This window comes from Enterococcus sp. AZ120, assembly GCF_050546165.1.
GTDB lineage: Bacteria > Bacillota > Bacilli > Lactobacillales > Enterococcaceae > Enterococcus > Enterococcus faecalis.
Map to the genome: position 1 here is coordinate 1,497,246 of NZ_CP172950.1, position 26,949 is coordinate 1,524,194.

Annotated in this window: 21 protein-coding genes; 1 reads left to right on the top strand and 20 read right to left on the bottom strand. The window is 36.4% G+C overall.

Annotated elements, in window-relative coordinates; genetic code table 11:
* Positions 1 to 196 precede the first annotated feature (196 nt).
* The 15 genes from IGJ46_RS07270 to IGJ46_RS07340 all read right to left on the bottom strand — a co-directional run bounded on the left by IGJ46_RS07270 (position 197) and on the right by IGJ46_RS07340 (position 20,020).
* Positions 197 to 4,171, bottom strand: a complete 3,975-nt coding sequence (locus tag IGJ46_RS07270) for an endo-alpha-N-acetylgalactosaminidase family protein (RefSeq protein ID WP_218391137.1) — start codon at positions 4,169 to 4,171, stop codon at positions 197 to 199.
* 149 nt (positions 4,172 to 4,320) lie between these two features.
* A complete protein-coding gene (locus IGJ46_RS07275) occupies positions 4,321 to 4,728 on the bottom strand; it encodes a PTS sugar transporter subunit IIA (RefSeq protein ID WP_002365775.1) in 408 nt (135 codons plus the stop codon).
* Positions 4,729 to 4,747: 19 nt separating this feature from the next.
* Positions 4,748 to 5,557 (bottom strand): PTS system mannose/fructose/sorbose family transporter subunit IID, encoded by an 810-nt coding sequence (locus IGJ46_RS07280; RefSeq protein WP_002357254.1) that lies wholly within the window; start codon positions 5,555 to 5,557, stop codon positions 4,748 to 4,750.
* Positions 5,544 to 6,443, bottom strand: coding sequence for a PTS mannose/fructose/sorbose/N-acetylgalactosamine transporter subunit IIC (locus IGJ46_RS07285; protein ID WP_002357253.1), 900 nt, complete (start codon positions 6,441 to 6,443; stop codon positions 5,544 to 5,546). The genes IGJ46_RS07280 and IGJ46_RS07285 overlap by 14 nt, the downstream gene beginning before the upstream one ends.
* Positions 6,444 to 6,456: 13 nt before the next feature.
* Complete coding sequence (locus tag IGJ46_RS07290) at positions 6,457 to 6,936, bottom strand: PTS system mannose/fructose/N-acetylgalactosamine-transporter subunit IIB (protein ID WP_002361968.1); 480 nt, start codon at positions 6,934 to 6,936, stop codon at positions 6,457 to 6,459.
* Complete coding sequence (locus IGJ46_RS07295; protein ID WP_193802461.1) at positions 6,933 to 8,747, bottom strand: glycoside hydrolase family 35 protein; 1,815 nt, start codon at positions 8,745 to 8,747, stop codon at positions 6,933 to 6,935. The genes IGJ46_RS07290 and IGJ46_RS07295 overlap by 4 nt, the downstream gene beginning before the upstream one ends.
* A 32-nt stretch (positions 8,748 to 8,779) precedes the next feature.
* Positions 8,780 to 9,721 (bottom strand): tagatose-6-phosphate kinase, encoded by a 942-nt coding sequence (lacC, locus tag IGJ46_RS07300; protein WP_218391139.1) that lies wholly within the window; start codon positions 9,719 to 9,721, stop codon positions 8,780 to 8,782.
* A gap of 15 nt (positions 9,722 to 9,736) precedes the next feature.
* Positions 9,737 to 10,732, bottom strand: coding sequence for a tagatose-bisphosphate aldolase (lacD, locus tag IGJ46_RS07305; RefSeq protein ID WP_002414005.1), 996 nt, complete (start codon positions 10,730 to 10,732; stop codon positions 9,737 to 9,739).
* A 22-nt stretch (positions 10,733 to 10,754) separates the two neighbouring features.
* Positions 10,755 to 11,927, bottom strand: a complete 1,173-nt coding sequence (gene agaS / locus IGJ46_RS07310; protein ID WP_002357242.1) for an SIS domain-containing protein — start codon at positions 11,925 to 11,927, stop codon at positions 10,755 to 10,757.
* An 11-nt stretch (positions 11,928 to 11,938) separates the two neighbouring features.
* A complete protein-coding gene (locus IGJ46_RS07315; RefSeq protein ID WP_002360115.1) occupies positions 11,939 to 12,670 on the bottom strand; it encodes a GntR family transcriptional regulator in 732 nt (243 codons plus the stop codon).
* 385 nt (positions 12,671 to 13,055) lie between these two features.
* Entirely contained in the window at positions 13,056 to 13,958 is a 903-nt protein-coding gene (locus IGJ46_RS07320) for a glycosyltransferase family 8 protein (protein WP_002414004.1), read from the bottom strand.
* Positions 13,948 to 14,793, bottom strand: a complete 846-nt coding sequence (locus IGJ46_RS07325; RefSeq protein ID WP_218391140.1) for a glycosyltransferase family 8 protein — start codon at positions 14,791 to 14,793, stop codon at positions 13,948 to 13,950. The genes IGJ46_RS07320 and IGJ46_RS07325 overlap by 11 nt, the downstream gene beginning before the upstream one ends.
* A 500-nt stretch (positions 14,794 to 15,293) precedes the next feature.
* A complete protein-coding gene (locus IGJ46_RS07330) occupies positions 15,294 to 17,354 on the bottom strand; it encodes an LTA synthase family protein (RefSeq protein ID WP_002361977.1) in 2,061 nt (686 codons plus the stop codon).
* Between the two features lie 41 nt (positions 17,355 to 17,395).
* Positions 17,396 to 18,784 carry an MFS transporter gene (locus IGJ46_RS07335; RefSeq protein WP_010707478.1) on the bottom strand — a complete coding sequence of 463 codons (1,389 nt, stop codon included), beginning with the start codon at positions 18,782 to 18,784 and terminating at the stop codon, positions 17,396 to 17,398.
* A gap of 381 nt (positions 18,785 to 19,165) precedes the next feature.
* Positions 19,166 to 20,020, bottom strand: a complete 855-nt coding sequence (locus IGJ46_RS07340; protein ID WP_002361978.1) for a LysR family transcriptional regulator — start codon at positions 20,018 to 20,020, stop codon at positions 19,166 to 19,168.
* Between the two features lie 391 nt (positions 20,021 to 20,411).
* On the opposite strand from IGJ46_RS07340, the gene IGJ46_RS07345 reads away from it, so the two are divergent.
* Positions 20,412 to 21,242: an MBL fold metallo-hydrolase gene (locus IGJ46_RS07345; protein ID WP_174124575.1), complete on the top strand. Its 831-nt coding sequence runs from the start codon at positions 20,412 to 20,414 to the stop codon at positions 21,240 to 21,242.
* A gap of 147 nt (positions 21,243 to 21,389) precedes the next feature.
* Here the strand turns inward: IGJ46_RS07345 and sprE are convergent, their stop codons facing one another.
* The 5 genes from sprE to fsrA form a co-directional block, all read right to left on the bottom strand.
* Positions 21,390 to 22,244, bottom strand: coding sequence for a serine proteinase SprE (sprE, locus tag IGJ46_RS07350; RefSeq protein ID WP_002361980.1), 855 nt, complete (start codon positions 22,242 to 22,244; stop codon positions 21,390 to 21,392).
* 48 nt (positions 22,245 to 22,292) lie between these two features.
* Positions 22,293 to 23,825 carry a M4 family metallopeptidase coccolysin gene (gene gelE, locus IGJ46_RS07355; protein ID WP_218391142.1) on the bottom strand — a complete coding sequence of 511 codons (1,533 nt, stop codon included), beginning with the start codon at positions 23,823 to 23,825 and terminating at the stop codon, positions 22,293 to 22,295.
* 234 nt (positions 23,826 to 24,059) lie between these two features.
* Entirely contained in the window at positions 24,060 to 25,403 is a 1,344-nt protein-coding gene (gene fsrC / locus IGJ46_RS07360) for a sensor histidine kinase FsrC (RefSeq protein WP_010717630.1), read from the bottom strand.
* On the bottom strand, positions 25,400 to 26,128 hold the full coding sequence (locus IGJ46_RS07365) for an accessory gene regulator AgrB (RefSeq protein ID WP_002377181.1): 729 nt from the start codon (positions 26,126 to 26,128) through the stop codon (positions 25,400 to 25,402). Before IGJ46_RS07365 ends, fsrC begins: the two co-directional genes overlap by 4 nt.
* Before the next feature lie 88 nt (positions 26,129 to 26,216).
* On the bottom strand, positions 26,217 to 26,948 hold the full coding sequence (gene fsrA, locus IGJ46_RS07370) for a response regulator FsrA (RefSeq protein WP_078126945.1): 732 nt from the start codon (positions 26,946 to 26,948) through the stop codon (positions 26,217 to 26,219).
* Between the last annotated feature and the right edge of the window lies 1 nt (position 26,949).

A 26,949-nucleotide genomic window follows, 5' to 3' on the forward strand; every position in this document is an offset into this window, starting at 1 on the left:
ACGATTTGTGGCAAAAGGCAAGTTTGTCCATTCGTTCTTGATGAAATACACAAAGAAGCCTGACACTTTAAAAAATGTGTCTGTTTATTCTGCAGTATAAAAATGAGGCACTAGACCTTGCTTCTTTTCATAAAAGAAGCAACTTGGGCTACAAGTACGTTTAACTTGTAGACCAAGTTGCTTAGATAGACTAAATTTATTTTTTCGATTCCACTGTGACCGTAAAGTTATCCATAATGAAATCTTTATCGGCACCTGTTGTAAAAATACCAAACGTAGTGTTTCCTGAAGCATCCCCAATTATTTCTGCTTCATAATGCTTGGTTTGACCATCTGCTGCTGTCGAAGTCAACTCACCGACTGGCTTAAAGTCATTGTTATTTTTCAACTCCCCATTAATGGTCCCAGCAGTAAAGACATTTTCACCATCAGTTTGATAATCAAATTGGACCGTATATTTCTTGTTCGGTTCAAATTTAATATTTTGCGGAATTGTTTGAAGCATCAAACCTGCTCCTTGTTTATGGGCTTTCAAGGACCAGTTGCCTTCTAATACATCTGAAACAAGGTTTCCATTCCAACCATATTGTGTGTAAGGTTCATTTCTTTCTGATAAATGAATCCGTGGATCTTCTACACCACCAGCTGAGCCTTTAACAAACGGATATAACCCAACTGCTTGTGTGTCTTCAAAATCTTGCTTAATAACTGTTTGTTTGTCTGGGTTCATGATATCCGTTTGACGCTCAACAATTCGTAAATCATCAAATTTTGTAACGGAATTGCCTTTATCAACCGCTAATGTCACCGAGCCTTTTTTGGCATTATCTGGGATTTCAAAATCAATTCGCATATTTTGCATATACTGCGGATTTTTCCTGCTTGTATGGTTAATATCTGCCTGAATATAGTTTTGGGCAACCGAATTATTCACTGTCCGCGTATATTTTTTACCACCAATTTTAACAGTTACTGTGGCTTTGCGATCATGTGTTTCTGTGTTTAGATACAAACTATATTTTCCTGGTTTAGGAAGATTGATGTCTTGTTTGATTTCGGTTCTTTCTTTTTCTGAACTAAAGACATAATCACCGTTGGCATCTTTTTTAACTTCACCATCACCTCGGAAAACTTTCCAGTTATTTTTTAAGGTATTGGCTTCATTAAATCCAGGATCTTTAAATGGTGTTCCTGTTCCAAATGTCATCGGTTCAATACTGTCAGGTTCAGCAATGACATACGGTGTATTAGCCTCGGCTTGGATGGTCACTTGGTTATTTGTAGTGGCAATTGCGCCTTTGTCAATACGCCCTTGATCTGTTAATTCATATAAATGTAAATTCGTTTTTCCTTGCATTTTCTTATCCAATGACCAAGTGCTGGTACCGCCTTTTGGATTCCAGTGATATAGTTTGTCTTGACCATTGACATTCCAAGGCAGTAGATACGCATCACCTTTTAGAACTTCTGTCTCATTTAACGTAATGCTTCTTGGCGAATTAGCATCTGCTTGAGTAACGGTCACTTTTTCAGCACCGTTCGCTAATTTAATTGTGCCATAGATTTGACCATCTGCTGCTGTTGTAGTTTCCCAGTTTGTAATTTGGTAATGTTGTAAGAACTTAGTTGGGACATTAATGGCAAAAGTTTTTTGGCGATAGGTATTAAAATTGGTTTTACCCACCCAACCTTCATAGGCTTCAAATTCAGCTCCACCTAACAAAGGGTTGTCGGAAATAATCCAAGTGTCTTTTTGATGATTCCGAATAAAACGAACGATTGTACTGTTAAAGCCTTTCGTTGTTGTACCGCCGTAATCTTTTTCTGCAGACCAATGGTTCCAAACCGAGTCATACTCTAAAGCATTCGGAAATTCATTGGTTGTAAACCAACCGAGTGAATTAATTTCTTTACTTAGTTGACGACTTGCCCAACCTGATTCGCCTTGGTTGCCCCAAACATCAACATAAATATAATCTAGATTCGGTGCTTTTTGTTTTAATTCTTTAAAGCGCTCATAGCGACGACCACTCAATGCATCGGGTCTTTGTTTAATAAAATAAGACGGATCTAACCAATCCCAGCCACGCTTCGTTGGATCAACTAATTCCTCATTAAATCCTTTTGCTTCTGGGTAAGACTCGGTGTCATTAATATGCACACCGAAAACGGCATTTAATTTATGTCCTTCATCAATTAATTGATTCAACGCTTGTTCCCCACCAGGTCGCTGACCAATAGCACCGTAATCTGGATGCGCAGAATCATGTCCTTCATTTTGATACCCTTTTAGTAAATTCATTTGTCCTAATCCATCTGTTAAATTGTAAATGCGTTTTGATTCGTCTAACGTCACTAAGAATGGGTTTGTCGCCTGACTAGCAAAGTTAAAAGGAATCCGTTGGTTGACTAATTCAGGGACTTTTTCCGCGCCCATTGGGTTATTCATAATTGAACGGAACCCAATTGCCGCATCTTGCCAATCCACCCGATTGTCGTCGTTGCTATCTTTTGAGAATTTAACTTTCACTTCTGGCGTTTCTCCAGTTGTGTAATCTTCCGGTGCATCAAATGGTCGATAGGTCCATGCCCCACTTGACAAGGTTGTTACAAAACCAGTCGCCGCTTCTTTTGTTTGTTTATGGATTCGATTGTTGTCACTACCATCGACAGAGCCGTCTCCATAGGCGTTCGTCCAAAAACTTGCAGCATAATTCGCCGTATTTAAGAAACCATACATATATTTTTTCGTTTCTTCTTGGCTTGTTGTAGTTAAATCTTGGATAGTATCACCATTTTTATTTCCGTTATTTGCATTTGTCCCAGTATTCATCACAACGCCAGCAAAAGTCGCCCCTTCATCTGTACTATTGACAGAAATCAAGCCTTGATTTGGAATTGAAATTGTGTGTATTTTGATTCCTTCTTCACGAATATCTGAGAGTTTCATAGCTAATTCTTGGCCTTCGGAAACAGTCAATGTCGTTGTGAAATGCAAACCAATTTCTGGGACAGCTACGTTATAAACGGCTTGATTTGCTTCACTCTTTTGTTTTTCAGCAGTTGCTTTATATGCTTTGCCATCAATCATTACTTGGTCAATTTTCTCGTGTTGGCCATTAAAAATCACTTGATTACTCTGAGGGTCTTCGTAGCGAATAATTCGTGGAAATTGTGGATCAACCACGGCTGTTAAATCTGCGGAAGAGATTTTGTCGCCTTTTTCAGCTTCATTGTCTTTAGCAACAACAATGCTGGCTTTTGCTTTGATGTTTGTATTTTCCAAAGTACCGTCGACTTCAAAAGTTCCTGGTTCTTTGTATGCATCAGGATCGATTTCATCCCAACTGACTGCTTCATTGGCTTCTTTACCAGTATTATAGGTCACTTTTACTTGTTTCGGTAATTTTGGTGCGACACCAATTTTTGTAAAAACTTTGACTGGCGCAATTTGTGTCACTTCTGGCACAATTTCTGGAATGCTATCTACGGGGCCATTTTTAAAATAGTCATAATTGACAATTTTTTTGTCGTACCACAAACGGACACCCACATGTCCGGCTTCTGTTGGAATTTTGTCTCCATTGGCCAAAACAGGTTCTCCTTCATAAATCAACGTGGTGTTAAGCCAGATAGTAATTTTTTCACCAACATAACGTACTTTCAACAAATAGTTCGTATCTTCATTTAACGTTGGCCCAGAAATCGAATCATTCCACGAATTAGGGCTTTCAACTAACCATTTGCCATTCGCGTTATAGCCTACAAAAACCCAGCTATCTTTGGTATTACCACGAATAATCACACCCGTTCGACCGCTTCCAGCAGTGTATTTAAACTTTGTTTCTACTTCACCATCAGCTAATTTAGGGGAATCTAAATTTAAAGATACGGCATTATTACCTGCTGCTGCATCTCGTGAAATCGCCAATGACTCTCCTGCTAATTCTCGATTTGTTTTACCAATCACATCTTGCCACTCACCAATTTTCCCTCCTGGAAAATCAGATTGCCACAATTTTTCTTCTGTTGCGGTAGGTTCCACCATTGATGAGCTTGTTTCAGTGCTGCTGTTTGTTGTTTCTTCTGCAGACGTACTTAATGGTACTAAAATCGTTGCGCTTGCCAATAGTGTCAATGTACTAAATCGTTTTATTTTTCCATGTTTCATCTGATAAATCAGCCCCCTAACATTTTTGAACACGCTTTCATTATTAACAATTAAAGGGACGTTCCAAAAATAAATTCTTTTATTTTTGGAACGTCCATCTCTAAATCATTCTCTTAAAAACTTTAATTACTTACGACAACAAGTCAGAATTATTCATCCTCATCATCTACTGCAACATTTAGCAGCAATTCGTTGACTTTCACAATACTTTCTGCTGATTCCTTAACATAGTCACCTTCAATCGCTAATAAATTTGCATTTACATAGCTGATAACCATCGGTAAATTCATCCCAGTATATAAGTCAAACGAAGCACCTTGCATAATTTTTTTGGATAAAATATTACAAGGTGTTCCCCCTAATAGATCAGCAAAGACAACAAAATCTTCTAACGATTCCGTAATCGCTTCAAATTTTTCTAAAAAGTCAGCTTCACCTTCTTCTGGTAATAAAGCAACAGTGGAAATTGTTTCTTGCGGTCCCATAATCATCTCCGCACTTTTTTTCAATTCCTCGCAAAAACGGCCATGACTTACTAAAACTAAATGTTCACTCATCGATTTTCTCCTGTCTTACTTATTTTGAAATAACACCTAACGCAGACAATGCGACACAGACAATTAATACGATAAAAATGGCTTTAGTAGACGTCATATTCTTTTTACCTAGCATCCAATAAACGCCACCGACAATTCCTGCAGGAAGTAGACGTGGTAAAATCATATCCAAGTTATTTTGCATGTTAAGTGTTACATCCCCAATACTTGGTGCCCATGATAGTTTGACATTAACCATTGTTGCCACTAAAGCGCCAACCATGAAGACCCCTAGTAAAGTTGCAGCGTCTGTTAAGGCAGTTAAGCGGTGTTGCATAGTTGTTACCAAAGAAATTCCTTCGCGATACGCAAATTCCAATTGTTTCCAACGGAAGACCATCACGGCAATTTGAGCAACAATCCAGATAAAGATACCAGTTGGGTTGCCATTAATCGCCATGTTGGCAGCTAGCGCCCCAAAAATAGTTGGAATTAAAGCTGCGAAAATTGAATCCCCAATTGCTGCAAACGGTCCCATTAAACCAGTTTTCAAACCTGAAACTGTTTGTTTTCCAGCAATGCCTTCTTTTTCTTCAATGGCCAAATCGATCCCTGTAATAATCGTATTAAAGAAGTTTGAAGTATTGAAAAATTGCGTGTGTGTTTTCATCACTTCTTTTAATTCAGGCGTATCATCCCCATAAATTTTACGCAATTGTGGCAAAATCGTATACAAGTAACCTGATCCTTGCATTCTTTCGTAGTTCCAACCTAATTGGAAAGTAAACAAGCTTCTGCGATTAATTTGTTTAAAATCTTCTTTCGTCAATTTATAATTAGATTTCGTCATCTTCAATCTCTCCTTCGTCTGAATCATTCGCTGCATGTTCTTTTTTGGCTGCTGGCCCACTCGGAATCATTTGACCATTTTTGTAGCTAATTGCGGCTAAAGCGAAACCAATTAAAGCAACTGCTAACATTGGTAGTGCGTTAAATACACCACTGAAGTCTTTCACAACGCTCGCAACAGATGTTCCTAAAAGTTGCATGTTTGTAAAGATTGTTCCTAGTAAAGCAGTTACAGTGAAACCAAGAATTAAATAAGGGAAATGTTTTTTCACTGGTAAGTAACGTAGTAAAATTGCAAAACCGACCGCTGGTAAGACCGCCCCAGCAACAGACAAGCCATCACCTAACCATTTCAAATCGCCATTTAGGACAGATACAACTTTTTGTACTAAACCACCACCAAAAGCAAGTGCTAAGAAGACTGGAATCATTCGAGAAAGAGACCATGGTAAAGCACCCATTAAGAAGTTACGTTCAATTCCTTTGTAGTTCATATCTTCGACCATTTTATCAATCCGATGTGCAAAGTAGGTATTCGCAAAGCGAGCCAAAATGTCTAATTGAATCATTAAACTAGCAACTGGTACTGCAATAGCAGCGATTGCTTGTTCAGGATTCATTCCTAAAGACACAGAAAATGCTGTGGCAAGAATCGTGCCTGAGTTAGCATCAATTTTGGAGGCACCCCCGAAAGTCCCAACTCCTAATACAGTTAATTGCATACTTCCACCAATAATAAGTCCTGCTTTAATATCCCCCATCACTAATCCTGCAAAAAGACCTGCAAAGACTGGCGCACTTAATGAAGAATAAATTTGTAATTCATCTAAAATTTGGTATCCTGCGTATAATGTTAATAATAAGATCTGCCACCATAAGATATTCATTTTTTGTTCCCTCCTATTTTGTTATCAAACTCATAAAGTCTTCCGCTTTGTCACTTGGCACCATTTGAGCAATCAGATGGACGCCTTTAGCATTTAACTCTTTAAAAACCTCAATATCTTGATCGACCACATTGATTGACTTAGTAATCGACCGTGTTTCGTTTGTTTGAGACATGTTCCCAACATTGATTTCTTTAATCGGCACCCCAAGTTCTACTAGTTTTAATAAACGATCTGGTTTCCGTACCACAATTAGTAAACGTTGTGAGTCGTATTTTCCTGCTAAAATATTTTGAGCAGCTTTTTCAACTGGTAACACGCTTAGTTTCACGCCAGCTGGTGTTGCTAATTTCAAGCCACTTTTTTCAATGGCATTCCCTGCAACTTCATCATCAACGACCATAATTCTGGAAATATTCAATTTTGTCGCCCATAAATTTGCCACTTGTCCATGAATCAAACGTCCATCAATTCTTACGCCAATAATACTCATTGTAATCCCTCTTTCATTTCTTTATATAGTGGTTCTTTTACTAACTGAATTTCTGGTTGGTACGTTCCTTCCGTTTCAAAAATGACGATCTCATTTTGCCCTTCTTTTAATAATCCTTTGGGAATATATAAGGAAAGCGTCGGACCAACATTCCAGAAACGACCAAGATTGGTTTGGTTAACAAAAACAATTCCTTTGCCGAATTTAGAAACATCAATAAATGTATCTTTCACTTCTGCTAACTCCACATGATACTGGTAAAAGCTTGGTTGATCAGGCTGCCATTCTCTTGAATAGTCTACCTGTTCACAGCTTGTCATAGGTAAACAATATTGTTGCCATTGCGTCATAAAATGTAAATCTGCCATGACACCCGTTCGAATCCCTTTTTTCTGAGTATCTGCAAATAGTTTATGCCCGTAATTGACACGACCCATATTTTCCATTAAAATATCGATTTGATTATTCTCTTGCGGCAGTGTAACGTAAATATCTTCGCCAATTTCCGTTTGATATTGCGTTGCTTGATGTACCTGATTGACAAATAATTGCAGACGATCACGACCGTCAATCACTCTTAGCTTCTCTTCTGCAGCATCTTTTTCAATGCTTGTTCGGTAAAGAAGATAGCCTGTATTTTGTCCTAATTGTTCCATGGTTTGCGGATAAACGCTGACCACTGGCTGACTAATCGTTTCTAAGGTCGCAAACAAACTCACTTTGTTGGTTAAAGGAATTGCTGTTTGCGCAAAAGATTCTTTTACTAATGGCTCAGCTTGTGATAACGCAGGGTACTCTTCGTGAAGCATTTTTTGTAACGCAAAATACTTTTCGGTTGGGTTCCCTTGTTCATCAAGTGGCGCATCATAATCATAGGAAGTGATTTGTGGTAAATCAATGGTTCCTCGTGCGGAGCAGCCATTCATAAACCCGAAATTGGTGCCGCCATGAAACATATATAAGTTGATACTGCCTAATGCTAATGCTTCTCTAACTGATTCAGCCAATTCTTGCGGATCTCGTTTAATAATTGGCTCTTTCCAACGATTAAACCAGCCATCCCAAAATTCCATACACATTAACGGCCATTTTTTACCATGTTCTTCAAAAAAGGCTTGCATCATACCGAAATTTTCTTTGGCTTTTGAGCCAAAATTCCCAGTTACTAAAATATCATCTTCAATCATGCTGCCTGCCCGCAATGTTGCGCGCCATGGCCCGTCAGAAGTAAAAAATGGTGCTGTCACGCCACGTGCAATCATCAAATCGCGAATCGCCCGTAAATACGCTTTTTCTTCGCCAAATGAACCATATTCGTTTTCGATTTGAATCATTAAAATATTGCCACCGTTAACAAGTTGATGCGGAACAATTTTTTCCATTAAAACATCATAATATTCCGCAACATGCTTCAGATAGGTTGGATTATTCGAACGCATCCGTCCTGGTTCATTTAATAGCCAGGCTGGAAAACCGCCAAACTCCCATTCTGCACAAATATAAGGAGACGGCCGCACAATCGCATATAGTCCAAGTTCTTGTGCTAATTTTAAAAAGCGCTCCAAATCTAATATTCCCTCAAAATGAAATGTTCCTTTTTGCGGTTCATGTAAATTCCATGGTACATATGTCTCAACTGTATTGAAGCCTAAAGCTTTCAAGTTATAAAGTGAATGATACCAATCTGAGGGATCTACACGAAAATAATGAATGGCGCCTGATAAAATTTTAAATGGTTGACCATTTAAAAGAAACTCCTCTTTAATTTCAAATCTGTCCACATTGCCACCCTTTCTAGTAAACGCTTTCAATTGCTTGATAATTGCTAAATAAAGAAAGCTCTTTATTTAGCAATTTCAACTACTTGGATGTTCATAAGATGTTTCTTCACGTTCTCTACATCTACATGCCCAGTCATTCTTTCTTGGGCATTAGCCATTCCAGCCGCCATGCTCCATTTTAGCAGTTCGGCAGCTGGGGCATCCTTCGCTAGTCCATATGCAAGACCAGCAATGGTTGCATCTCCTGAACCAACAGGATTTTTAGCTTGAATCGTTGGAATTTTTACACGATAGAATTGATCGTGATGTTTGGCAATTGCACCATCTTTTCCTAAAGATACGACAATCCATTCAATTCCCGCAAACATTGGTTTTGTTAAAGCTGTTTGTACAGCTGCTAATGGATTTTCTGAAAAATCTTGCTCTAGCAATCCTTCTAGTTCCTCTAAATTAGGTTTAATTAAATACGGTTTCCATGGTCCTTGAAGAACTTGCCTTAAACTATCACCAGAAGTATCTAGTAGCACTTTAACCTCTTGTGCTTGAGCTTTTTGAACTAATTCTTGATAAAAATTTGTTGGTAATCCTTTCGCTAAACTGCCAGAAATTGTGACAATTTCTGCTTGCTTAATTAATTGATCGAAATTTTCAAGGAAGTTACTGATTTCTTCTGGGGAAACAGTCGGTCCAGCTTCTAAAATTTCAGTTTGATTCCCCTCGTGCAAAATCGCAATCGAATCACGTGTTTCTTCTTTGATTGACGTAAATGCTTGGGGGATGTTTGCTTTCTTTAACTCGTTTGCAATAAACGCCCCATGAAAACCACCAAGAACGCCGGTAGCGATAACATCTCCACCTAAATCATGAATAACGCGAGTGACATTTAGTCCTTTGCCACCAGGGGTTTTGGTCACCTGACTGGTCCGATTAACGGTATCAAGCTTTAGATGATCTAATAGGTAGGAGATGTCAATTGACGGATTCATTGTTACTGTTACTATCACAGCTATGCCTCCCAATTACCCTTCGTTTACTTGAACTTTCGCATACCAAGAGCTGGCGGTTGCTGCGATGACTTCATTTAAACTTTCAATGTTTTCTCGGCCTTCTGTTTTTAACCAATCACAAGCCGCAGTTTCTCCTGCTTCAACGAAAGGTTTCACGCCATTTTTCCACGTAGCACGGCCACATAAAACACCATTAAATGTTGAACCAGCTTCTTTAGCGAAACGTAGTGTTTCTTGGAATAGCTCTGTTGAGACACCGGCACTTAAAAAGATAAATGGTAAATCAGTGGCTTGACTTTGTTCTAAGAAATAATTCGCCGCTTCCTCTTTTGTATACGCTGTTTCAGCCGGCGCAAAACCTTCTACAAAATTCATATTAACTGGAACTTCCACTTTCAATACATCTACTTTATATTGGGGTTTAGAAAATTCTTTCATCATTTCATTCACTTTATGCGGTTTAACTTTTGCATATTCTAAAGAAGTCGCATCTGCTATTTGTGCATCATAAGAAACTAATTCTAAGTAAAATGGTAGGTCTTCTTCTGCACATTCACTTCCTAAGCGTTCAATGAATACATGTTTTTGATGATTGATTTCTGGATCCTCATCCACATCATAGTATAGTAAAAATTTAATCGCATCTGCGCCTTCTTCTTTCAAGCGTAAAACAGACCAATCTGCTAGTAAATCAGGCAATCGTCCCGGAGTTGTTGCATCATAGCCCGTTTTTTCATAAGCGAGTAACAATCCAGCCTCGGTATCGCGTGCTTTTGCAGCAGGCAATCCATATTCTGGATCCAATAAAATGGCAGACGCATAAGGTGTCAATTCTTTCGAGACTAATTCTTTAAACGTTTCAATTTGTGCATCAGTTGGCTCTACATCTAGCGCTTTGATCATTTTTTTCAAGGCACCTCGTTGATCAATGGCTAATGCGCTAATGATTCCTTCTTGGGTTGACAAACGATCCATTGCCGCTTTTTTTCCAGCTGTTAACGTAAGCATAGTTCCTCCTCCAAATGTTGTATTATTTATAGTCATAAATCGTTACGCCTTTAACCACACGATTCACTGTACCTGTCGGTGAAGGTGTATCCGGTTTATTTCCAACTTTAATAGATGTTAAAAGTGCGACTGTTTGGGCTACCATGATATCTGCTAATGCTAAATAGCCATCAGGTAATAGAGCAGTTTCTGCGGAATATTCAATAGTTGAACCTGAGAAATTACGTTTGCCAGGTTGAGCAATCGCAAAAACACCCGCCGCAATTTCGTCACCGTGAACTTCTTCTAAGATATCCAAGTCATAATCTCTTGTGTATGGTGTATTATTAACAAAACCAAACATTATTGTTTTTTCATTAATAAATGATTTTGGTCCATGACGGAAGCCCATAGAAGAGTCAAAAATTGTGGCAACTTTGCCGGCTGTTAGTTCTAAGATTTTTAATTGCGCTTCTCTTGTCAAACCAGCTAAACTTCCAGAACCAACATAAACAATTCGTTCAAAATCAAGGTTAACAATTTCATTTAATTCTTCTTCACGGGATAGCACTTCTTCACCTAATTTAATTAGAGCGGTTACATAATCTTGTTTTTGCTCAAAAGCTGTTTGATCAAAGAGTAGTAATGTACCCAAGGTCATGCAAGAAAAGCTACCAGTCATCGCAAAACCACCATCATTGGAACGTGTTGGCATTAAGAATAAAAAGCTGTTTTCTTCTTTTTGGCTTATTTGTGCCAGTTGTCCTTCTTCGGCACAAGTAATCGCTAAATGATGAATTGTTTCAACCACTTGATTAGCTACTTCAACTGCCGCTAAACTTTCAGGACTATTTCCACTTCTTGCAAACGAAACTAACAATGTTGGTTCGTCTTTAATCAGATAATCTTCTGGTTTGGCCACAATATCCGTTGTCCCAATACTTTCGAATGAAAAGGCTTGTGTGTCGCCGTGTGCTCGGAGATAAGGTACAACCGTATCACCGACATATTGTGAAGTCCCTGCTCCTGTAAAAATTACTCTTGTGCGTTTTCCTTGCGCTTTGGCTTGGACTTCTTTTAAAAAGTTTTCCAAAGCTGTTTGATTTTCATGATAAAGTGTCACGGTTTCTTGCCAAAGCTCAGGTTGCTGACGAATTTCACGTGTCGTGATTTCCGCTCCTAGTTGTTCTAGTTCTTCTTTTTCTGCTGTAAACATACTTAACTCTCCTAACTATTCCGAATATGGCGTATCTGATAATGAAATTGATCTGCTCGCGCCACACTCAACGTAAATTCAATAATTTCATTTTTCATGTTATATGTCTGGCGTGCTAAATGAAGGACTGGCGCTCCTTCTGGAATCATCAATAATTTGGCATCTTCTTTTGAAGCAATGCTAGCGTATAATTCTTCATCAGCTAAACGAACGGTTTGCTTAAAATCTTCCGAAAATAGATCATATAATGGTTTGCTACGTAGTAATTGATCCGTGAGTGATAAGAAAAATTTCACAGGCAAGTATGTGTCTTCAACCATTAATGGCTCGTTATCAGCAATCCGCAACCGACTTAATTTAAAAACTGCCTCTCCTAACGAAAGATTCAAATGCTGACAAATAAATTTATCCGCTTCCAATTTTTCGAAGGATAATATACGGGTATGTGGTTTTCGACCCAGCCCTTTCATTTGTTCTGTAAAACTATATGCGCCAGCTAAATCAGCGGCCTCTTTTTTTATATCTGAAACAAATGTTCCTTTGCCATGACGACGATAGATGGAACCTCTATTTTCTAGTTCTTGTAGCGCTAACCGGACCGTCGTCCGACTCACTCCATATTGTGCAGTCAATTCACGTTCAGAGGGCAACTTGTCATGAGGAATCATGCATGTTTCGATTCGTTCCTGCAGCAAATCAACAAGTTGATGATACAAAGCTTTGTTTTTAAAGGCATTTTCCATAACTTTCTCCTTTACCCTAACTGGTTATAACCACAAACCAATAGTACGGTGGTTTTTTTTATTTTGTCAATAAAAAGTATTAATAAATATCTTCATACCGCTATAACCTTGAAATGATAACGTTTACATTTTTTTATTTTTCTTTATTGTAATATTTTTTTCCTAAAGAAATCATTTTTTTATAAAAAACCACCCTTAAATATGATACCAGTTGCTGGCTTTATTTTAAATAGACAAAAAAGAGTATGAGACAAAAATCACTTTAGATTTTTGTCTCATACTCAAAATCTGAAAAACAGTTCTATCCCGACTTCTTCGTTTCTATTGTTTGGTTCTGGCAACAACTAACAAGTAACTGATTTTACGAAATCCGTGACAATATTCATTATTGAGCATATTCAATCCTTCTGCTAATTTTCGTATAAGATAAATATTGATTGAATGTGTTGACACAACGAAAGGCCGTCCTATTCGCATATTGATCATAATAACGCTTGGTATACCACTGAAATTCTTTCGTCCAAGGTTTGACATGGCCAGTAAAGTGGATAATGGATGGTGCTCTTCTCGTTTCTTCATATTGTTTTTCTCCATAAATAGTTGGATGTTTTTTCGCTTTTGACAGAATATAGCCTTGGGCATTCCACTTAGGATGCAACAGGGTCCAACAGTCGTGTAAAACCGCATTCAATGCATCTTGATCATGGAAACGTAATTTATCTGGATTTTCTTCAATAAATCTTAAGACTTTAGTGGTTACATCTAAATTCAACCATTTTTTAACATCGATTAGCAACAAGCCTGAGTTAAAATAACACATAGATTCTGCAGGAATCGCCATTTTTTCCAAACGTTGATGGAACCCTGCATCTTCAACAGCGGCGATGATATTTTCACCTAAATCAACTGTCCATAATTTTGCGACATCATCTAAGGCAATCATGTCACAATCCATATACAACAGCCGTTCGATCTGGCTTCCTCTAAACAGCTCTGGAATAGCAATCCTGTAGTAAGCTGTTTTGGGAATTCGTTCACTGGTTACAACATTTTTGAAAAAATGGGGGTTGATTTTTAAAAATGTTAACTCTGCATTGATTTGGGTATGTTTAATCGTAAAATACAGTAGTTGCTTGCTTTCAAAATTGATATTGTCATCAATCACATAAAAATGAACAGCTGCCGCTGAAGGACTATTTTCTAAAATTGAAACAAACATAGCAGCAAGATGCGGTACAAAGTTGGTATTGCAACAGGAGACAATCGCTAATTCTTTTCTATTTTCCATTTCTTGCACCTACTTTCTTTAATTTGTTTAGATAAAGAGCTGTATAAGGATGATTTTCTAACGTATTCCAGGGTTTATCGTGTCCAGTAAAATGAATAATCGCTGGCTCTTGATTTCCCGCTGTATATAATTTTTGATAGGCTTCATTAGGCGCTTCATGACGATTAAAAACTAAAGACGTCTGCATATTCCATCTTGGTTCTAAAGCTAGCCAATCTTCATAAAGAACAGCGTTTAAAGCATCTTGATCATGATAAACTATGCGGTCCCCATTTTCTTCTAGATACTGAATTGTTTTTTGGGTGATTGCTTTCTCGTTCCATCGGTCAATATCAATCATCATGACTCCTGAATTAAAATAATAATCGGCTGAATGGATGCCCAAACGTTTCAAGGCATATGCTTGCCCAGGATCAATAACCGCGCCAATCGTTTGGTTCACTAATGGCGTATCATACAACTGGACAATATCATCTAAAACAAGCGTATCTGCATCTAAATAAAGAACCTTTTTATAGCTATATTTTTGTAAAAGTGACGGTAAAGAAATGCGTAAGTAAGCGGTCGTTGTAATATGATCACTCACTAAAAAATTTTGATAAACTTCTTTGTCTGCTGTTAGAAATTCAACAGTCGCACTTTGTGAGTTACTACTAACCGTTTCTCGGAGTGCTTTTTTGCTAGATAGCGACAGCCCATCATCAATCACATAAAAATGAACAGATCTCTCCGCATGACAATTTTCTAAAACAGTTGTCATCATTACATTCAAATAAGGAGCATAATTTTCGTCTGAAGCTGTCACAATTGGCACAATCTTCTGATTTTTTCTCATCAAAACCACTCTCCTCTTTTATTTTTATAGCTAAGTTCCTATTCAGAATAGGCCCTGAAAAACTTATCTGCAAATCATATGCTCATTATTTTATAATATAATTATAATAAAAATGTATTTTATGGCTATAAAATAATTTTGTTTTCCGTTAACAACTATTAAAAAAACAACATTTCTCTTACTTTATCCTCAAAAATACTATTTATTTAATACTTGTTTTACTAATTTTTTTATCTAAAAATTCGCCTGTTGTATTTTCTGTTGATGGTAATTTTAAAATGTACAGCGAAACTTAATATAAATTCTAAACTGACTTCTTACTCAATAAAAGAGCGAAAGAGCCTAGGACAAAAATCACTTTGGATTTTTGTTCCAGGCTCAAAACCGGATAAACGGCGGGAACAGAACCAATTGCTTCGAAAATAAACGGCTCTGTTCTGACCTCCTTCACTTCATATATGATTCTCTTTCCCTTCCAAAAATTATCCTTCTTAAATGATCTATGGCGTAGTCGGATAATTTTGGACTGTCGTTTGATTGCCATTTTGACTAAACAAGCTAGTTGATTGTGCATTTTTTTGTTTTTCTACTTCTAAGACTTTGTTTTTTTCAAAAGCCACATCATAGTTGTAGTCCTTTGGTTGCACTTCTTGGAATCCTTGTGGTTTATAAAAACGTAAAAGGTTTTCCTGATTTAATTTGTCAGATAAACTTAACGATTTTTTCACCCAATCGTTATCTTTCGTGACTTCTGCTTTTAAATCTGCTGGAACTTGGTCTAATTTTTTTCCTTGATTATTGTAGATTTCCCCACCTAGATAAGAAAATTGAGGCGTTACAAAATCGCCATTTCTAAAAGGAACCACTTGTTTATATTGAGGAGATAAAAGGTCCGTGCCAAAATGGATATAATTTTTATCATCGACACCTAAAAGATGGTACAGTGTCGGCAAAACGTCAATTTCCCCACCATATTCGTGCATGATTTTCCCTTGCGTATAGCCTGGCATGTAAAACATCAAAGGTACTCTTTGCAATTGCGCATTGTCATAGTTTGTCCACGTTTTTGGATCGCGGTTGAAAGCTTTACATAAGTCCTTGTTGTTTGCATCTGAAATACCGAAGTGGTCACCATAAATAACAAAAATAGAATGATTGTATAAACTTGTTGTTTGCAAGTAATGGAAAAATTGTTCTAGCGATTGATCCAAATAGTGCGCTGTTCGAACATAATCATCCACAATCGAATTGCCTGTGTTCAATTTAGGAAACGGGAAGTTTTGGTCATCCGTATAATAAGGGGTATGATTGGTCACAGTTAAAAACTTCGCATAGAATGGCTGCTGTAAATGCTCAAGCTCACTAGCTGATTCACGCAACAATTGTTTATCTAAAATACCGTAACCTAGCATTTTGTCATCTTTTGAAAAATATGACCGATCAAAAAAGTATTGATAACCTAAGTTTTTATACACATGGTCCCGATTCCAAAAACTCCCCACATTCCCATGGAAAACAGCGGTTGTATAGCCTTTTTGTCCTAAAACAGCGGGAGCCGCTTCGAAAGTATTGTCTGATCCTAATTGTGTAAAAAGAGAGCCTTGCGGGAGGCCGAATGTTCCTGTTTCTAACATGTTCTCCGCATCACTCGTTTTTCCTTGCCCTACTTCATGAAAGAAATTATCAAAACTGATTGTCGCTTTGTTTTGATAGAGCTGATTTAAAAACGGTGTAACCTCTTGGCCTTGGACTTTCATATTAATCAAAAATTGTTGAAAACTTTCTAAATGAATCACAAATACATTTTTCCCTTTGGCAATCCCGGCATACTGCGGATTAAGCGGTAAATTGTTTTGCTTGGTAAATTTCATGATTTCAGGTAATTCGTTTGAACTAGCTTCTGCTCTTACCTCATTTGACATGGCTGTTTTGACACCATCGATGGCTGTGAATGCATCCAAGCCAAGATATTTTACAATATAATTACGGTCAAAAATTCTTTGAAGCAATTGAGGACGATCGGTTTCGCTTAAAAATAAGTTAACCGAAAAGAGCAAGACACTTAAACAACTAATTGAGATCGCCAATCTTCTGTTGATAGGTTTGGTCACAAAGACTTGATGATTCCGTCGCTGTTTAAAAGAGTAAAATACCAAAACGAGCAGCACTAAAGTATCTAGCCAATAAAAGACATCGTGGACTCTCATTAAAGCAAGTAAATCACCAGAAATCCCTTCTGAAACTTTTGAAAAGCCAAAAACAGATTGGATGGTAATAAAGTCAGTGAATTCACGATAAAAAATAATATTCAAATATAAAATTAATGTATTTAAAACATTTAAAAGAGTTAAGCTAAGCATAAATGTTTTATGCTTTTTAAAATACAAACTAAAGCCAAATAATAACAGCGTAGTAGCAACTGGATTGAACCATAAAATTTCTCGTTGGAGACTGCCCTTAACGCCCAATGAGAAATCTAGGTAATACGCCAGAATCGTTTTTGCCCAAAAGAGTAAAACAAAAAATAAAAAGAGTCCTAATCGGTTATTTATTTTTTTCATCTAAGTTTGTCTTCCTTTCCCTTCAAAAAAATCTTGATTTGTTAAAAATAAAACCTAACTCTGCGCAATGACTTTTTCGCTAGCGGAGAATTGGATAAATAACTTAAAAAGATAATCGCAATGGCGCAACATCCAAATAAAAGCCATACGTTTGTAAAAGGTGTTCGAGTAAGCGAACTAGTAATAGGCTTTGTAATTAAAAGACTTGGTAGCGCAACCCCTAAAGAATTGCCAATTTGCTTACATGTCACCGCAATGGCTGCTGCCGTTCCTGACTGAGAAAGTGGCATTCCTTCAATCGCTGTAATGGTAATCGGCGAATTTAACATCCCAAACCCAATGCCTAAAAAGATATAAATAACAAATAAAATAATCATAGGCGTTGTTTTAGTTACAAATAATTGTAAAAAGCTAACAGCCAACATTGAAATACCACAAAGCATAATAGGACGTTTCGTCCCTATTCTCCCTACCATTTCGCCGGCTCTCGGGGCAACAAGAAAACTAACAAAAGCCAAAGGAATGGTTGATAAGCCAGCTTCCAACGGGCTGAAGCCTCTCATCTCTTGCAAATATAGCGTGTTTAAAAATAAATAGCCGTTATATATGATAAAGCCAAAAATAGCTAAAAAAGAAGCCGATGTAAATGGAATAGATAAAAAGAAACGCGGGTTGATTAACGGATTGTCAATGTTATATTCATAAATAAAGAAAATGACAATGGCTAAACAGCCGATTATCCCAGTACTTAAAATATCTGGCGCGAAAAGCCCTTTTCTAGGTAGTCCGATAATGGAATAGATAGAACTAAATAGAAAAAGAATCATCAATGCTTGACCAACAAAATCATTTTTCACCGTCTTCTCTACTTTTGACTCAGGTACAAACTTTTGTGTAAGGATGATTGCCGCAGCAATGATCGGTACATTTACAAAAAAGACATATCGCCAGCTAAAATAAGAAACAATCAGTCCGCCAATAATTGGGCCCATGCCTAAGGAAATCCCTGTAACAGAGCCCCACAAGCCAATTGCTTTCGCTCGTTCTAACTTTTCGGTAAATACCTGTGTAATAATAGACATTGCTACCGGATTTAACATAGAACCACCAATCCCTTGCAACATGCGAAACGCGATCAATTGCCCTGGGGTTTGCGAAATCCCACATAGGAAAGACGCTAAACCAAAACATGCTAAGCCCAATTGAAGGACTCGTTTACGGCCAATTCGGTCTGCTGTAGACCCAGATAACAATAATAAGGATGCTACCATTAAAGTGTAGCCATCTGTTACCCACTGTAATGTAGACAGATTCGTGTGAAAATCACTTTGAATGGATGGTAACGCCACATTGACAACCGTAACATCCATGGTCACTACAAACAAACTCATGCAACAAGTATACAAAATAACTTTTTTTCTATCGATCATAAAAACAGTCCTTTCTAGCAACTACATAAAACAGGAAAAGCAACAATGACACTTAAACTTATAACGACACAGTTATCGCAAGTACTCACGTATCAACAGTTCTTTATATTCCTTGCCATTTAGTTATTTTATACTTAAAAAAATAAATCTTTAGATAGCCAAACTATACACCAGAACCCCTTTAAATTGAACCGTAATAGATACGATTTATTGATTCTTAAGTTATTAAATAATTGAACATTCCGTTCAGAAATATCGAACAGTCCCATAATCGAGCATCTCTTTTAAACAATGAACAACAAAAATAGCCTTATCCGCAGCAGAAGTAAATCTAAGCGAATAAAGCTATTTTTGGTAACTATTCCAAAGTAATTTTAATGGCTAAGTCTCTAGCAACTTTTGTAAAGTTGCCTTGATTTGACCAGGTTGGACAAAAACCGAACTGGAAACATTTCGGTATAAATAAAATTTTTGTTTTCGTTCAATCGGTAAAAAGAAGAGTTTAGAATCAATTTCCTGCAGTTGTTCTTTCCGAAGAGAGATCACCGCATAAACTCCTTTACTTTTTTCAATGAGACGAGTAAGCATCAACGTATCGTAGCAACAAACAAGCGGACTTGTTAATTGCAACATTTCTAGCACACTCTTGGTAGCTTCTAAATGATCTAAGTGATGAGGCAAAAATAGAAATGGATAGTTGGTCAAACAGCTGAAGCCTTCTTCCTCAATTTCTTGTTTAATTTCTCTTGAAACACAAAGATACATTTTTAGTTCAATTAATTGTTCTTTCTTTAAAACTGGACTATTCACATCTGCAGAAGTAATCACAAAATCCAACTCATGATTCTCCAATTTATTCAATAACTCAAACGATGAACCATGGTAACATTCCCAAAAACGATTCAGTTGATCCTCATTTTCTGTCACTTTATACATCAAGGACGTATTTCCAAAACCTAAACGCATCACTGGATTCTCAATCATTTCATGCAAATTAAGTTTCATTTTCTTGGCCTCGTTTAAAATGATATATACAGATTGGACGATTTTATCACCATAGGAATTTAACGTCAAAGAATTCCCGTTACGGTCAAAAAGTAAATGGCCCAATTCACTTTCCAAATCTTTTAATGACGCACTTAAGGTTGATTTACTAACATGGAGTTCAGAGGCTGCTTTGGAAATACTATTATATTTTGCAATGGTATAAAAATATTCTAATTTTTCAATAGTCATCTTTTGTCATCCCTTTTATTCAAATTCATTTGCCCACGTAACCTGTTCAAAACACGCCTCACTCTTTATCAATAGCGTAGTTATTTTTGCTCTAATAAGCTATGTCCATCTTGTTATTTTTCTATAACTAATAGCAGATGGATATGAAAGTGCCTTTGGTAAAACTTTTTTTCGGAAATAGTACGAGCATTCGCAGTAAATTCAGCTTATTAACAAAGGCGTCTAGCTTTTTCTATTTTACGCAAATTTACTTAAGAAATTCCATTTCAATTCTTTTCTAAAAAAGGTAAGATGGACACAACAAATGTTTCAGTTTCCATGCTCATTTACTTTAAGGTTCAGCGTTATCTACTAAGTATGAAGAATGTCAAAGAAAGGTTAGGTACTCCCAATGAAAATCAACTATTTAGGTACGGGTGCAGCAGAACGGATTCCAGGAATTTTTTGTAATTGTAAATTATGTAAGTACGCTCGAGAGAAAAAAGGACGAGAAATTCGTACACAAACTCAATTAATTATTGATGATGTCCTGCTGATTGATTTTCCAGGAGATTCTTATTTACACTTGTTGCAGTATGACTTGTGTTTTGCAGACTTTAACTCTTTACTAATCTCTCATTGGCATTCCGATCATTTTTACGGCGAGGATTTGGCTTATCGAATGTCTGGTTATGCATTAGATATTCCCAATCGTTTAACTGTTTACGGAAATGAAGCAGTTAAGACGTTTTATCAGCGCGCCTTTGATTTAGAAGGTCGTCAAGACGATACCCGATTACATTATCAGGTTATTCAGCCCTACAAATGTTTTACTATTGCGAACTATACGATTTATCCCCTTCCTGCACAACATGGAAATTTCAGTGAAGATTGTTTTATTTTCGTTATTGACGATGGTAAAGATGCTTTTTTATCCACCCATGATACAGGTTACTTTACGTCAGAAATGTTTGAATATCTTGAAAAGAGCCACTTACTTCTTAATATTGTTTCTTTAGATTGTACTAGTCAAACAAACGAAACTGGCAATAGTCATATGAATTGGGAAGAAAATTTAAAATTAATTGCAGAATTAAAAGAAAGAAAACTCGTCACAGATAAAACGATTTACGTTGCCAACCATTTTTCTCACAATGGCGGCTTGTCTTATGCGGAGATGGCGGCTTTATCTCAAAAGCATGAAATCATTACGAGTTATGATGGTTTAGAAATACTAACTTAATCGGATTATTTGCCTTCTTTTCAGCACTATTATATGCTTTTAACCGATAATTACAAGGTACTTATATCGTAACTTACACTATCTTAAAAAACAAAAATACTCGAAATTTCCCGTGATTCTGGAAATTCCGAGTATTTTTATGGTTCTTTACGCTGCTGGCACAGCGGATAAACGTTTATTTTCTTCTTCATTCACTCGATTGACAATAAAGTTATAATTCACTTCATTTAGTCTTTGACCATGATTTCCTGTTTGCTTAATGCCACCATTGGAATGAACACCAACTACTTCAAACCGAGCATTATAGATTGGTGAACCAGATTGACCACCTGTTGTATCGATATCATAAAATAGTAATGGATTTTCTAAGTCTGTAAAGTTAGATGTAAACAAATCATTTTCATGAGACCATTGCGTGTGGTTTTTCTCACCTGGATAGCCTGATATTGTGACATGGGTATCTGAAGATTCAAACTTTTTCAAAACAAATGGCGTTAAAATTTCTCCCAACTCTGGGCCATCTGGACGATCGTTTTGTTTGCCGACAGTCACTACCGCAATATCCGCATTCGGGGAAAAAGCTACATCAATCACTTTGAATTTGCCAAATGGTGTCGCACTGCCATCTCGACCTGGATAAAACCAAGCATCATCTTTGGCATTCGGATTTAATACTTTGGCATTCTTAAAACTTTCAGCCACATGATTATTGGTGACAATTGTATTGGTTCCAACAACAAAGCCTGTTCCTAAAGAAATATAGCCTGGTTTACTGGCAGGGGAAATGATTCTTCCGATTGACGCAAAAGGCGCTTCGGTTGTATCTGCCACTTCTTGTCTTCTGTCTTCAGGGTCCAGTAACGATCTTTTTTGTCGTGAATGACTTTCGGCAGGAACGATATACTCTTCTGCATTTGCAGAGAGGCTAAAACCGGCTATCAAAGTTACTAAAATCAGAAACAAAAAACCAGCACTAATTTTTCGTATGGAGAACTTTTTCATAAGATTATGCCACTCCTTATCCATTTTTATTTAATTGGGGAATTTTTTTCATTCATTGACCAGAACAGATTCACTTGGTTGGTTTACTTGAATATCCTCTTTAGCTCCGATTCCAGCAGAGTTAAAGGCTGCTGACACCACTGAAGCTGCTTCATCGCCATATTGAACTTTTGCAGCAGCAAGCATCGCATCACGAGCATCACTGAATTGTGCTTTAGGTGTTAAGTAATTTACTAACGAGCTGTAGAAAATAGTCTGTGCTTTTTCAATGCCTAAGTTCTGGATAATGGTGTAACCAATCCGATTAATAATTCCACTATTATAATGAACACCGCCTTGATCATAATAAGGCGTTCCTTTATACCGTGCTCGATCGTCGTATTGAGCCATGGTTTCTGGTTGTCCGTGTTTACTTGGGGTTTGTAAATTTCGAATACCTGTTTTTCGGTCAACACTCTGAGTATCCGCACCAATTTCTGGATTAGATGCACCCGAAATAATATAACCCATCAAATCAGAATAAGATTCATTCAAGGCACCTGATTGTCCTAAATATTCTAAACCGGCAGTATGTTCCGTCACACCATGTGTCATTTCATGACCAACTACATCTAAAGAGGAAGCATACGTTTTTCCTGTTGGTGTACTTGTTTCACCATAACGCATTGCTTTTCCATCCCAAAAAGCATTGTCATAAGCATCTGGATGTTGTTCATCAACAACTGACAAGATGGGCATCCCTCGATCATCAATACTGTGTCGTTGGAAATGATCTTCATAATATGTTTTTACAAATTTTCCATGCGTATAGGCGTCAACAGCATTCTGATTTAATGTCGCTAGTGATGGCGCTTGAATAATAGAATAATTATTTTTGCCATCAACTACTGCATGGTAAACCCCTGTGTTATCCGTTCCGTGTAAAGCAATTCCCGTATTGCTTTTTTCAACTGGTACATTAAACGTTACTTGAAAAGAGTTTTTTAACGTTACTTCACTACCGACATGTTCCGTTAAATCTTGTTTTTCCATAATTGTTCCATCTGTAGCGTTCACTTTATAAACCAATGATATGGGGTCACCAGTTGGCGAAGAAGTTACTCTGACTTTATAAAATAATTGCCCCTCATTATTTACACGTTTGTCAATAGCTAAAAAGACAAGATCTTTAGTTTCCGGATTATCAGAAGCAATAATTTTTTTAACTCCTTCTTCACCGATTGCATCAACCGATTGAATTTTCACTACTTGATCAACTGGATTTCCTGTAACACTTGTTACTGCACCATTTCTATCTAAATGAATAATCACATTATCTGAATCAACAGTAACGCCTTCCGTTTGCTTTTCTAACTTAAGATGCTTCATCCCCCACGCATCTTCTTTTCGATCTACAACCGTATATTGTTCAGCAGCTGCCTCAGAAATTGCCTCCTTTTCCAACTTCGATAAAACTGTTGAAACTTCACTTTCTGAATAAACTTGTTCTTCTGCGGCTACAAAAAGTGAAGAAAATAGACATGAACTTCCAACAAAGATGCCTGTACCTAAAATGTATAAAATTTTATTTCCCTTCATCAAACAATTAACTCCTTCCCCAGTTTCCTTTTATTTCTTTTCCCAACAAAAGTATTGCTTTATCCTCCCTAATTTTTCCCGTTAAACGACCGCCCCTTTCCCTGCGTAAATATTTGTTGCTATTTTCATTATAGACAACTACCTAACCGGCACTATCTAAATTCCTTAATCAGCCGACATTTTTCCCTGTATTGCCCCTCATAACTCAATACCATAGCAAAAAAGTTGTTAACAAATTCATTCGTTAACAACTTTTTTACTATTATGATTTTTTTCAATAATTAAATGTTGAGTAACCGATCCTTCATTGAAGGACGTTTGCAAATCAAATTGATCTGAAAAATCAACAATTTCTTTTACATATAACAATCCCCAACCGTGCTCTTCTGGGTTACTTTTAGAACTAAATTTGGTTTTCTTCATAATTTTAAAATCAAATTCGGCTTGGACACTATTTGTTATCACAAACTCTTGTGTTTCATTTTTATTGAAAATTGAGATAGCGAACATTTTCAATTCTGATTTTGCACTGTTTTCAATCGCGTTATCTAATAGAATAGCCAACAAACGAATCACAACCACTAAGTCGATTGATGTATCAAGAATAAATACTTCTGGCACATCAACAATCACTTTTAGTTTTGCTTGCTTTGCGGTATTAATTTTCATACTTATGAGTGCCTTAAGTTCCATATTTTTCAAACGATTTAACTTCATAAGTTCAAATTCTTCATTATCAATAATTTTTTTGGTTGGTGCAATCGTTTCTTCATAAATTCTTTTGATTTCCAGAATATCTTCGTATGAAATAGCAATTTGTAAACTATACAATAAATTTTTATAATCATGACGAAACATCGCTAGCTCTTCATTAATGGATTCTATTTTTTCAGTATAAATCGTTAAATTATTCAATAATTGAGTGTTGATACGTTGTTCTTCCAAATAAGCTTCAATGACTAAGCCAATCAGAATTAAAAATAAACCTACACTTATTAATAACTCCAATTTAGAACTATTTACCGTGACAAATCCTCGCATAAAGTCAGGTGAAATCTCTGGCGAAATCAAAAACACAAAAAGTAACAACAGAATCAACAATAAAAGTAAACAACCAAAAAAAATTCGGCTATTTTCTAACACACGATTTAATCTTAAAAAAACACTATTGGGAATTTTTAAAGCAATCCAGATATTTATAAGCAACAGAAGAACATTTGAGGCAATCCATAATAATTTATTTTGATAAATCTGTTGAAAAAAAACACTTAAAATCGTTTGCTCCGTGTAATTGATAAACGAAACCATAAGCAATGTAAAAACGGATAAAAATATCGCTTTAAAAATTGAGAACCTCTTTTTGTGAATGAGTAAAAATCCTGTAAAAATAACGACTGTCAGCGCATAAATCAACCAAGAGTAGCCCAACATTAATGCCGCAAACGAACAAAGATTAATGACAATAAGCAATGAAAGTAACGGTATTTTACATTCAATCTTGATCAATGTTACTCGTAAAAAGACAAAAACGATAAAGCTAGATACAAGCAAAACGTTAGTAGCTAATAACGACAAAATCATTTTTCAATATTCTTTTTAGGTTTTTCAGTTTGTCCCATCCATTGTCCAAATATATTGGGCGAATTTTGATTTAATCTAGGCTTAGTTCCCACACCATCACTGACTTTTGCAACTCTTTTTTCAATAACATTTTTAATTATTTTTTTACCAAATTTCATAAAAACACTTCCTTCAATTAAATTTTTTGTTACAGGGAGTATCATCAGACCTTGGATGACGAGACCGTAGAGTATTACTGAAGCAATCTTTTCTTTGACAAACAGACTACATAAAATAAGTAAACACACCCTTATAAGGCTTTGCTTTTTGAGCACGTTTAAATCAGATGGCTGAACAGGTTCGATTGCTGTTCCTTGTGGCGCATACCAATAAAATAATACGACTAAGAGGCAAATCAATAAAATTTTATAAATAAACGGTAAGCTCACAGAAGAATTTTTCAATACAAATGGTATGGCAACATAGATAACAATGCTTTCTAGACGACAGAGCCATTTGGTTTTTGCATGCCAGCCACCTGCGACAGGCCGTAAAAAAATCAGTACGACGTATACAATAAAGGTTTCGCTTAACGTCCCAAATAAAACTGATAAAATCAGAATCATCAGAAAATTAAATAAGCCAGAAAAATAAACGGTTAGATAATACTTTGTCCATTGTGTTTTTCCTGATTGATCTTCCTGATCCATATCCATAATATTTTTTAGAATCCAATCGATTAGCATATCGCCCTCCTCTTCAAGTATTGCACTAAATTATAACGAATATAGCGACTAATAGATAGATAATTCCTTAATTAGTCATTATCCCTCCCTAAGTAAGAAATAGTGCCTTGACCTGAGTATAATATCTTCTTGAGACTGGTACTTCCGTTCCGTCTCTCATAGTTAAAAGATGCGTTTTATAATTTAATTTTGACGCATATTTTTTATTGATGATGATTGATTGATGGACTCTAATCAAATCTGGATGCAGTTGTTCAATTTTTGATAACGTTCCATAAAATTCTCTTTTAAAATTTTTACCAACCATTGATACACGATGATCGTATTCCGTTTGAAAGAAATAAATATCATTAATATCCATTTTTATAGAAGACGCTTTTAAGTTAATGATAATATATTCACTTTTTGTCTTTATATTTTCTTTTTGTTGAATATATGCATCGACACATGTTTCGACCTCTTTTTGGAAATCTAGAAAATCCACGTTCTTTTGAATAAATTGAAGAGCTGAAACCATATATTTGTAGGAAGTTAAAACTAATTCTGTGTGAGTAGAAATAAATACAATCAGACTTTCACTGTCTGTTTTTCTGATTTCTTTAGCAACCTCAAATCCTGCCTGGATATGATTGTTCATTTGAATATCTAGGAAAAAGATATTTAGTTGGGCGTCCTGGTGTGCCACTTGTAATAATTCATCTGAACGTGAAAATAAATGGATTGTTTCATTATAAATATTTCTTGAATGTAGGATATTTGTTAACAATGCTTCTAACGCTTTTGCTTGAATAATTTGGTCTTCTAATATATAAATAGCCATT